The sequence below is a fragment of the Butyrivibrio sp. genome (assembly GCF_017940685.1).
In the GTDB taxonomy this organism is placed as follows: Bacteria; Bacillota; Clostridia; order Lachnospirales; family Lachnospiraceae; genus Butyrivibrio.
In genome coordinates, this window is the sequence record NZ_JAGAYD010000197.1 from 1 (window position 1) to 9,180 (window position 9,180).

The window sequence follows — 9,180 nt, forward strand, 5'->3', positions numbered from 1 at the left end:
ATACGTCATCTCCAGTGAAAAGAAATGCTGCAAGAGTATTCCTTATCTCAGTATTATTAAGAGTTGGATAGGCGTCGGATATCTCTTCAAAAAGAGTCTTCTCATCATGGAGAACATGGTGCTCCTGGTCATAGTAGCCAACGTGTACCTTAGCGCCCAAAGTCACCTTGCCTTCATCCATCTTTTCTATTCCATTTATTATTTTAAGGATAGTAGTCTTTCCGGTTCCATTGTCGCCAATGATGGCCACATGTTCACCCTTTTTGATGTCAAACCCGATTCCGGAAAAGAGCTTTTCATCCCCAAAGGACTTGGACAGTCCCTCTACAGATAAAACATCATTTCCGCTTTCGCATATGGGCTTTAGGCTTATCTTCATGCTGTCATCGATAGTTACCGGCTTATCTAAAACCTCTATCTTATCCAGCATCTTTTCTCTGCTCTCAGCTCTTTTTATGGACTTCTCCCTGTTGAAGGACTTAAGCTTTGCTATAACTTCTTCCTGATGTTTTATCTCAGCCTGCTGCTTGATGTAGGCATTCCATTCTACGATTCGCTTTTGCTCTTTTTTTACAGCATAGTCGCTGTAATTGCCCATAAAGGTTGAAACTTTGCAGTTCTCAACCTCAACGACCTTGTCTGCGATCTTATCAAGAAAGTACCTGTCGTGAGATACTATGATAACTGCACCCTTGTAGTTAAGAAGGTAGTTTTCAAGCCACCTTATGGAATTCATATCAAGGTGGTTTGTGGGCTCGTCCAGGATTATAAGGTCAGGACTCTGAAGAAGCAGCTTACCAAGAGCCACTCTTGTCTTCTGGCCCCCAGATAAGGTGTTTATCTTCTTGTCAAACTCCTCCTCTAAAAAGCCAAGCCCCTTAAGAACTCCATTTACCTCACTCTGCCAGGCGTAGCCAGACATTCTCTGGTACTGCTCGTTCATGCGGGTGTACTTATCAAGAAGCGCCTCAAGCTCTGCTCCCTCAAGGTGCTTCATGTCATGCTCTGCCTGTCTTATGGCATCTTCAAGGTCTATAGCCTCTTTTTTAACTTCCTTAAGTTCATCGTAAACAGTATTGTCTGTATCAACGTTCTGGTTCTGGGCAAGATATCCCCAGGTTATATCCTTGGAAAAAGTAACTTCTCCTTCGTCGGGAGATAGCTGTCCCACAATCATCTTGATAAGGGTAGTTTTACCTGCTCCGTTAATACCAACTACTGCTACTTTCTCATTTTTTTCCACATGAAAAGAGGCATCCCTAAGGATGTCCTTTCCATCAAAGCTTTTATTTATTCCGTGTACCGAAAGAATCATCACTAAACTCCAAAACTAAAAATCTCTGCTTCAAAGTATAGCATATTCCTCAGCTATTGCATCTAAAAACTCTTCACTGCCCATCTTTACAGGGTTAGGAAGCGATGTGATAAGAGCAAGATCTCCAGTCATACGACCAGACTCAATAACGCTAAGAGTTGCCTTTTCCATCTTGTCAGCCCAGCAGGCAAGGCCCTTTATGCCGTCAAGCTCTCCTCTCTTACGCAGAGCCCCTGTCCAGGCAAAGATTGTTGCTACAGGATTGGTGCTTGTAGGCTCTCCCTTAAGATACTTGTAGTAGTGCCTCTGAACTGTACCGTGAGCTGCCTCGTACTCATATACTCCGGTTGGTGATACAAGAACTGATGTCATCATGGCGAGAGAACCAAATGCAGATGATACCATATCACTCATAACATCGCCGTCGTAGTTCTTGCAGGCCCAGATAAATCCGCCCTTTGACTTCATTACTCTTGCAACTGCATCGTCGATAAGTGTATAGAAGTAAGTGATACCAGCCTTTTCAAAATCGGCCTTGAACTCATTTTCATAAACTTCGTCAAAGATCTCTCTAAATCTTCTATCGTATGTCTTTGAGATAGTATCCTTAGTTCCAAACCACAGCTCTTTTTTCTCTGAAAGAGCGTACTTAAAGCAGGCCCTTGCAAAGCTTCTGATTGATGAATCCTTGTTGTGAACGCCCTGAATGATACCTGGCTCATCAAACTCGTGGATGGTCTGACGAATCTCTTTTCCATCCTCTCCTGTAAATAAAAGCTCTGCCTTGCCAGGTCCTGGAACTCTGATCTCCACGTTCTTGTATACATCGCCGTAGGCATGTCTTGCAAGGGTTATAGGGCTTACCCAGGTTCTTACGTTGGGCTCAATGCCCTTTACCATGATAGGTGTCCTAAATACTGTTCCATCAAGGATGGCTCTTATGGTTCCATTGGGGCTCTTCCACATCTTTTTAAGATTATACTCTGTTACACGCTCGTTGTTAGGTGTGATAGTTGCACACTTTACAGCTACTCCGTACTTAAGTGTGGCGTTGGCACTGTCAATAGTAACCTGGTCGTCAGTCTCGTCTCTGTGCTTAAGGCCAAGGTCATAATACTCGCTCTTTAGATCAATGTAAGGAAGAATAAGCTTGTCCTTGATCATCTGCCAAAGGACTCTTGTCATCTCATCTCCGTCCATCTCTACAATAGGGGTGGTCATTGTAACTTTACTCATTGCTCTTCTCCTTATAGTTTCACTTTTTCTTAGTCGTACATTTCTAAAAGTCCCTTGTCTACCATGTTCTCATAGGCATTTACCATATGCTGGTTGGCAAGTTCTTCAGCCTTGTCAGGATTCTTTTCCCTGATGGCTTCCATGATATATTTGTGTTCAACGTTAGATACGGCACCTCTTCCGCTTGAAAGAGTCTGCTGTCTTACGCGCCAGACATACTGATGATAATCCTTTAAAAGGTGCTCAAGCATCTTGGAGTTGCATGATTCGTAAAGGATAGTGTGGAATCTGTTATCAAGCTCAGCCATCTGCTCCATGTGGCCTCTGGCAGCGTGGAACTCTGCAAGGTAAATAACCTCTTCCATCTCCTCAAGCTGCTCATCTGTAATATTGTCACAGGCCCATCTTGCACACAATCCCTCAAGCTTTGACCTTATCATATAAATATCCTCTATATCCTTGGCCTTGATGCCTGTTACATATGCTCCCTTGTTTGGGATGATCTGAATGAGGCCTTCAAGCTCCAATTGTCTGAAGGCTTCTCGTACAGGAGTCCTTGATACTCCAAGCTCATTGCCGATGGCAACTTCTTTAAGTTCTTCGTGATCTTTATACTTGCCGTTTAAAATGTCTTCTCTTATCCTGTTGAAGACTCTGCCTCGCAGGGAGTACTTGTCTGTGACTTCCTGTTTTAAATCGCGATTTTCCATAATATTTGTGGATTACTTTAAAGTAACCACTTCTCCTTCCTTAACAACGATGCCCAGTTCTTTTGATACTTCATCAATCTTGGCAACAAGCTCGCCGTCTGTCATTACAGTTACACGGCCATTTTCGTACTCTTTATCTACCCAGTCCTTGAGTTTTAAAACAAGCTCTGACTTCTTATCGAGAGCATGTTCTTCTCTAAGCCCGTAGTGCACGTTGATCCAGTGAGCTATTCCAGCAAGGCCTGAAGTGTTGGAGACAGCACTTACAGGGGGCCTTCTCAGGAACTTTTCAGTATCAAAGATGTTGTAGATCTCCTCGTTTTTAAGAAGTCCGTCAGCGTGGATTCCAGCTCTTGTTACATTAAAGTTCTTACCAACAAATGGTGTGTTGGCAGGAACAGTGAATCCAATTTCCTTTTCGTAGTATTCAGCAAGGTCTGTGATGACCTGAGTGTTCATTCCGTTAAGGTGACCCTTAAGCTGGGCATACTCAAATACCATGGCTTCAAGAGGTGTATTACCAGTTCTCTCTCCAATTCCAAACAGTGATGTATTTACTGAAGCACAGCCATAAAGCCATGCTGTTGTTGAGTTGGTAACAGCCTTGTAGAAGTCATTGTGACCGTGCCACTCAATGAGTTCACTTGGAACTGAAGCATTGGTGTTGATGGCATAAATGATACCCTGCACACTTCTTGGGATAACAGCACCTGAGAAGTTGACGCCATAGCCCATTGTGTCGCAGGCTCTTATCTTGATAGGAATCTTGTATTCCTCCTTGAGTTTCATAAGCTCAATGCAGAAAGGAACCACAAATCCGTAGATATCTGCTCTTGTGATGTCTTCAAGGTGGCACCTTGGACTTATGCCCTCCTCAAGACATGACCTGATGATACTAAGATAGTGCTCAAGTGCCTGTTTTCTGGTCATCTTGAGTTTTAAGAAAATATGATAATCAGAGCAGCTTACAAGAATACCGGTCTCTTTCATTCCAATCTCTTTTACCAGCTTAAAGTCCTCTTCACTGGCCCTTATCCAGCTGGTGACCTCAGGGAACTCATAGCCCCTCTCCATACACTTGTAGACTGCATCTCTGTCGCTCTTTGAGTATAAAAAGAATTCGCTCTGGCGGATCATTCCGTTGGGACCGCCAAGCTCATGGAACATATCGAATATCCTTACGATCTGCTCAGTAGTGTAGGGTGCTCTTGACTGCTGTCCATCCCTGAATGTCGTATCCGTTATCCAGATCTCTTTTGGCATGTTGTGAGGAACGATCCTGTCGTTAAAAGGAATCTTGGGAATCTCCTCGTATGGAAACATATTTCTGAATACGTTAGGTTTGACAACGTCATCAAGAATATACATATGCTCTTCGATCTTGAGCAGGTTAGTCTTCTCATTCATTGTCACAGGTCGATTCTGAAAAGTAGTCTGATCACTCATAGTTAAGCCCCATTGCCTTTCTATAAACAAACTTTGGTATAATTGTATACAATCATACCAACGCTGTCAAGGCGATAAAAAAGCTCAGCCTATCGATAAGTAAGCTGAGCTATCATAGATTTTCAATTATTCTTCCGTATACATACTTTCCTCCTTATACGGAGTTGTCAGAATTTACTCTTTCTACTAAAGAAGTTCTTAAGTTCTTCTATCGGTTCAGGCTTTGCGAAGTGATAACCCTGAATGTAGTCAAAGCCCTTATCCACAGAAAACTGCTGCTGGGACGCATCTTCAACACCCTCAACCAAAGTAACAAAACCGTTCTTTTTAAACACCTCGATCATGTAGGTTAAGATGTCATCCATCCTGTTGTCATCAAGAGACTTGTAAAGAAGTGTCTTATCAAACTTGATGGTCTTAACAGGACAGTTGATGACTCTCTCAAGTGATGAGTAACCTGTTCCAAAGTCATCAAGATATAGCTGGATTCCTTCCTTGTCGAGAATCTCCATATTTCTCTGAGCCATATCATAGTTTTCAAACATGGCTGTCTCTGTGACCTCCATACGGATCTTGCCCATATCTATGTCGTACTTTTCGATAATGTCCAAAAAGTCCTGATACATTGTAGGATTAGACAGCTCTTTTGATGAAATATTGACCGAGATCGCATCAAAATCGTAAAACTCGGAAAGCTGTTCAATGGCCTTGCAGACCTTGTTTATCATGATGCAGGAAAGCATATGTATGCATCCCGACTGCTCAGCAATCGGAATGAATTTGTCAGGAGTAATGATACTATCTCCAATCTTAAGGCGCATAAGGGATTCAGCAACCCTGAATGACTCTTTTTCAACGCTATAGATTGGCTGTGCATAAACTACCACCCTGTCATCATCTTCGTTTTGGGAATTTCTGATATCCTTAAGGGCTTTGCTGATCTTATAGTATTCTTCAAACTCCTCAAGGTCTTCTCTGGTGGTAGTGTAAAAATAGCTGTTGTTCATGTCTACAAATCTCTTTGAAATGTAGTCATAGAACTGTCTGATCTTAATTGGATCATCCAGCTCTTTATATACTTCTCCAAAGATCATCATGTAGTTAAAGGGCATGTATATCTCAGCCTTTAACCAGTCAAAGATTCCTCTTATCTGGTTGACATAGTTTCTGGCTTCTTTGTCGCTGCACCTTTCAATTACGTCCACATACCTGTTCTCTGCCCCCTGGAACATCCTGATCTTGGGACTTATAGCTTCAACAGACCTGCAGGCTTTAATGCCTTTAAGGGCTAAATTCATACCTTCATCTACCAAATTCTCGCTACTTGGGAATATGAAGTACACATACAGGATATGAAATTTCTTTTTTCCGCAAAGCTTGCTTATATACTGATTGAGTGCATTTATTCCCTGACACCCGGATATTTCATCATACTTCTCAGCATGGAACAAAAGATATGCCAGCATAAACACCAGCGAATAAGAAAGTCCTGTAAATATCACATGACTTTGAAGAAGGAGAATCTGGATTCCAAGGAGTACTATCTCAAAAAGTACTACAATACAAACTGTCTTCCATACAATCCTTGAAATATCTTTTCTGTTGGTAACTGATGCATAAAAACAGATGATAGAGCAGACAATACCAGCAAATGAATAGAATCTTATAAAATGCGACAGATCTATGCCATTAACCTGCATGATATAGATCCTGCCAGAGGCAATCTCAATTATGGCGCCAATGGTGTACAAAAGAGCTAACACCGTGTACATAAGGAAAAATTCTTTTCTCTGTCCACGTCTGTGTATGGACATCATATCCACATAGGAAAATATAAGGAACAAGACTGCATTATATGCTATGAGAAAGCCTAGGATCAATGCCATGAATAAATACCTGTTGTACAGGTGTTCAGGATCATTGGCAACCTTTAAGATAATGATCTGCAGTGCAGACGAAAGAATAGACCAAAAAAGACCTGCTATGACAAAGCGAAATACAAAAGTCTTCCTTGGTTTTGAATAAAAAACAGTAACCAGCGCAAGAATACTGATCATTATGCTGGCATACTCACCTGTATAATTATAGTGGATAAAAGTATTTGTCAACATACTTTCATGTTATCACAAAAGCGTTTATTCATATATTAAATCAATATAAACTTTTGTTAACTTTAGTCATCAATGAAATAATAAATAAAAACTCCTTCAGAGCCTATGCTCTGAGGGAGTTTCTATAATAGTTTACATTATTCCTCTGCGTTAGCAGCGGCAACCTTATCAGCTCTGTCAGCAACCTCTTTTGCCTGGATATCAGATGGAGCCTGCTCATATCTTGCAAACTCATACTCGAAATCACCAGCACCACCAGTCATTGAGCGAAGCTGTGTGCAGTATCCAAACAGCTCCATCATAGGAACCTCAGCTTCAATGACCTGCTTGCCTGTAAGAGAAGGATTCATTCCAAGAACTCGTCCTCTTCTCTTATTGAGATCACCCATTACATCACCTGTAAAGCTATCAGGCACTGTAACCTTTAAGGATACTATAGGCTCAAGGAGCACTGGGCTTGCTTCCATAAAGCCCTTCTTGAAGGCTCCAGATGCAGCAACCTTGAATGCCATTTCGGAAGAATCTACCGGATGATAAGATCCATCGTAAAGAACTGCCTTAACACCTACTACAGGGTAAGCAGCAAGAGGACCTCTTTGAACTGACTCCGCAAGTCCCTTTTCAACAGCTGGGAAGTAGTTCTTAGGAACTGCTCCACCAACAACTTCCTGCTCAAATACGTAAGGTGTTGTGTCGTCTCCTGAAGGCTCAAAGCGCATCTTAACGTGTCCGTACTGGCCATGTCCACCAGTCTGCTTTTTATACTTGTACTCAACGTCAGATTTCTTGCGGATAGTCTCTCTAAATGCAACCTTTGGCTTGGTGAGGTCGATGTTAACCTTGTAAATATTAGCAAGCTTACTCTGTACAACCTCAAGGTGCATATCACCCATACCATAAAGAAGTGTCTGGCGGTTCTCAGCGTCATTAACTACCTTAAGGGTCTGATCCTCAGCAGAGAGCTTGGCCAGTGACTGAGCGATCTTATCGATATCTGCCTTGTTCTGTGCATGATATCTCATGTATGTATAAGGCTGAGAAATATCCATCTTAGCGTACTGTACAGGATTAGCCTTGGTTGAAAGTGTATCTCCTGTAGCAATATCAAGTTTCTGAAGTGCTCCAAGGTCTCCTGCGTGAAGCTCAGGAACTTCTGTAGCCTTGTTGCCCTGAAGGACATAGAGCTTACCGATCTTAACATCTGTATCCTTGCCAGCTATGAACATCTGATCATCGCTCTTAAGGACACCTGAACGAACCTTGATAAGTGAGTACTTACCGATGAATGGATCGATCATGGTCTTAAATACAAAGGCTGTCTTGGGTTTTGAGAAATCAAAGTCAGCCTCGAAAATCTCATTGGTGTTGGTATTGATACCAGCCATCTTGCGGTTCTCAGGACTTGGCATGTACTTAACGATATCATCAAGAACTGTGTAGATACCCTGGCAGAGAGTGGAAGATCCCATCTCGATAGGAACAATGGAGCCATCACATACATTACTGCGGGCAGCAGCTCTTATTTCAGCCTCTGAGAAAGTTTCTCCATTAAAGTATCTGTCCATGAACTCTTCTGAAGTCTCAGCAACAGTCTCAAGGAGTGTATCTCTAAAGAGCTTAAGGTTTGCTTCGTTGTACTCAGGAACAGGGCACTCAACTACTTCTTTTCCTTCCCATCTAAAGCCCTTCTCCTGGATAACATTTACATAACCAACAAACTTCTCGTTCTCACGGATAGGAAGATTGAACGGAGCCATCTTCTTGCCATACTTGTCAGTAAGGTCCTGAACTACCTGTCTGTAGGAAACATCATCAATATCCATATCAGAAACGAAGAACATACGAGGGATCTTGTACTTTTCACACAGCTCCCATGCTCTCTCTGTTCCAACTTCTATTCCAGCCTTGCCGGAAACAACGATGATTGCGCCGTCAGCAACGCTGATCGCCTCTTCTACTTCACCAACAAAATCAAAGAAACCTGGTGTATCGAGAAGGTTTATCTTATGTCCATCCCACTCAAGAGGAATTGTTGATGTGCTGATAGAGATGTGTCTCTTCTGCTCCTCTTTATCAAAGTCGCTTAAGGTGTTTCCATCTTCTACCTTGCCCATACGTGACGTAATGCCTGCGAGGTATGCCATTGCTTCAGCAAGTGTAGTCTTTCCAGCTCCACCATGTCCTAGCAGTACTACGTTTCTAATCTTGTCAGTCGTGTAAACGTTCATATCTAGTCCTCCAGTCGCAACTTATTGGGTATTTTTGATAAGACTGACTAGGTCCCCCAAAAATCTCATAACAATATTTTACTAAAAACAATGCACCTGCACAAGCTTTTTAGGGCTAATTGCACAAATATCTG

The 9,180-nt window shown here is 42.2% G+C and carries 6 protein-coding genes; all 6 read right to left on the reverse strand.

The window, feature by feature from the left end:
• The coding region (locus J6I68_RS12330) for an ABC-F family ATP-binding cassette domain-containing protein (protein WP_292220719.1) at positions 1 to 1,315 on the reverse strand (1,315 nt) is incomplete at its 3' end.
• Positions 1,316 to 1,345: 30 nt separating this feature from the next.
• Entirely contained in the window at positions 1,346 to 2,551 is a 1,206-nt protein-coding gene (locus J6I68_RS12335; protein WP_292220721.1) for an NADP-dependent isocitrate dehydrogenase, read from the reverse strand.
• Between the two features lie 29 nt (positions 2,552 to 2,580).
• A complete protein-coding gene (locus tag J6I68_RS12340) occupies positions 2,581 to 3,261 on the reverse strand; it encodes a GntR family transcriptional regulator (RefSeq protein WP_292220722.1) in 681 nt (226 codons plus the stop codon).
• 12 nt (positions 3,262 to 3,273) lie between these two features.
• Positions 3,274 to 4,707: a 2-isopropylmalate synthase gene (locus J6I68_RS12345; RefSeq protein WP_292220724.1), complete on the reverse strand. Its 1,434-nt coding sequence runs from the start codon at positions 4,705 to 4,707 to the stop codon at positions 3,274 to 3,276.
• Positions 4,708 to 4,874: 167 nt separating this feature from the next.
• Positions 4,875 to 6,764 (reverse strand): EAL domain-containing protein, encoded by a 1,890-nt coding sequence (locus tag J6I68_RS12350; protein WP_292220726.1) that lies wholly within the window; start codon positions 6,762 to 6,764, stop codon positions 4,875 to 4,877.
• Positions 6,765 to 6,955: 191 nt separating this feature from the next.
• Entirely contained in the window at positions 6,956 to 9,046 is a 2,091-nt protein-coding gene (locus J6I68_RS12355) for an elongation factor G (RefSeq protein ID WP_292220728.1), read from the reverse strand.
• Between the last annotated feature and the right edge of the window lie 134 nt (positions 9,047 to 9,180).

Bases quoted from the DNA above. Each gene is read 5' to 3' on its own strand.
- J6I68_RS12350 (WP_292220726.1), bottom strand. From the start codon at position 6,764: ATGATCAGTATTCTTGCGCTGGTTACTGTTTTTTATTCAAAACCAAGG.
- J6I68_RS12355 (WP_292220728.1), bottom strand. From the start codon at position 9,046: ATGAACGTTTACACGACTGACAAGATTAGAAACGTAGTACTGCTAGGA.
- J6I68_RS12335 (WP_292220721.1), bottom strand. From the start codon at position 2,551: ATGAGTAAAGTTACAATGACCACCCCTATTGTAGAGATGGACGGAGAT.
- J6I68_RS12345 (WP_292220724.1), bottom strand. From the start codon at position 4,707: ATGAGTGATCAGACTACTTTTCAGAATCGACCTGTGACAATGAATGAG.
- J6I68_RS12340 (WP_292220722.1), bottom strand. From the start codon at position 3,261: ATGGAAAATCGCGATTTAAAACAGGAAGTCACAGACAAGTACTCCCTG.